Annotated in this window: 2 protein-coding genes; both read left to right on the plus strand. The window is 46.2% G+C overall.

Going from position 1 to position 1,825, the window contains the following annotated elements; translation table 11 throughout:
- Positions 1 to 340: PD-(D/E)XK nuclease family transposase (locus AAE250_RS23505; protein WP_342289504.1), on the plus strand; the 340-nt coding region annotated here is incomplete at its 5' end.
- Positions 341 to 443: 103 nt separating this feature from the next.
- A complete protein-coding gene (locus AAE250_RS23510; protein WP_342289505.1) occupies positions 444 to 1,418 on the plus strand; it encodes a tyrosine-type recombinase/integrase in 975 nt (324 codons plus the stop codon).
- Positions 1,419 to 1,825: the final 407 nt, after the last annotated feature.

Here is a 1,825-nt window from a genome sequence, read left to right on the forward strand (position 1 = left end):
TGATTTTGAACGATGGATTTATGTATTAAAGAATATGGAAACGCTTAAACGTATGCCTTTCAAGGCACAGAAGTCTGTATTCGACGAGCTTGAGAAGATCGTCGATATCTCTGCTTTGAGTAAAGAGGAGCGCTTGAAGTATGATGAAAGCATCAAGATTTATCGCGATAATCTTGCCATTGCCAGCGGACAACGCAAGTTGGGACATAAGGAAGGGTTTGAAGAAGGAATAAAGAAAGAACGTCGCGAGATCGCCCTTAAAATGAAATCTTCCGGTATGGCTCCTGAACAGATTATGCAGATAACAGGGCTTTCCCTGAAAGAAATACAGGAACTTTAGTTCTCTTATAAGCTACATCACAGTTTTCATCCCGCCCTGTGCATAAAACAAGTGCACGGGGCGGGATGTTTTTTATCTGTTGTATCTTTAGAGGAAAAAGCTTATGGATGAAGAAAAAACGAGAGAAGAAGTACAAGGCGAAGCAATACTGCTGACGCCTTACATGAGTTTTGTGATCGGTTGCCTGCAACGGGACGGGAAGCACCCTTCGGTACATACCTATACCGCTACGCTGCATTCTTTCACAGCGTTTGCCACGTCGAAGGGAGTGCCGATGCAGATTCCCGACGTGTTCACCGTGGCCCGGCTGAAGCAATACCAGGCATGGCTGCGGCAACGGAAGGCGAGTTGGAACACCGTGTCCACCTACATGCGCACACTCCGGGCGGTGTACAACAGGATGGTGGCTGCGCAGTTGGTAATCCGTGATCCGCATCTCTTCGACGAGGTGTACACCAAAGTAGAGTCCCAAACCAAACGTGCCCTGACCGATGAACAGACGCGCACCCTGGCCGGTGCCGACCCCACCTGCCTGCCCGAAGACGTGCAGCGTGCGCTTTCCTATTTCCTGCTGATGTTCCTTTTCCGTGGCATGCCGTTCATCGACCTTGCCCACCTGCGCAGGCAGGACGTGAATGGGGATTGCATCACCTATTGCCGCCACAAGACGGGCCGCCGCCTCACGGTACGTATTCCCCACGAAGCCATGCAGCTGTTTGAAATGTGCATAAACCAATCACCGGATACTGATTTCCTGTTTCCCATCCTGAAGGACGGTGAAGATGTGTACGAAGTTTACCTGAGCGCTTTAAGGAGATTCAACCGGAGCCTCCAAAAGATGGCCGCACTGCTACTGCCCGGTGTGAAGATAAGTTCGTACACGGCGCGCCATACTTGGGCTACGATAGCCTACCACCATGGTTGGCATGTGGGTATCATCAGTAAGGCGTTGGGGCATTCTTCCATCAGGGTAACGGAAACTTACCTCAAGCCTTTCGAGGACGAGAAGGTGGATATGGCGAATAATGAGCTGATTGCTTCTGTTATGGGTAACAACGGGAAACGGAAAAGATCGTGATAAACAATGTTTTGTGAGTTGTTTGGGTGAGTTCTGTTACTTACCAAGTAACGGAAGGTTATAGTGCACAAAGTTGAAAATAATCTTTTATTTATCCAAACAAAATACTAACCATTTGTATTTATTCTTTAAAATTCATCTATTTGACAACACATTAACCGATAAAATACATATTGCACAGACTACGGGTTCTGAAAAACACACAAAGTCTTACTCCATTTTTGATGTCTCGAAAACGGCTTGTCCTTTTATTCCCTTTACTGATCTATAAAGAGTCTTTTGCAACTAAATAATCGGAAGAAAAACGCTTTTTTCTTCTTGCATCGGGAGGTGGTGTTCCGTTACTTGGTAAGTAATATTAAAAACCGTCACGACATGAATAAAGTTATAAAATTGCTACTATTTGC

The sequence above is a fragment of the Bacteroides sp. GD17 genome, from assembly GCF_038448625.1.
GTDB lineage: Bacteria > Bacteroidota > Bacteroidia > Bacteroidales > Bacteroidaceae > Bacteroides.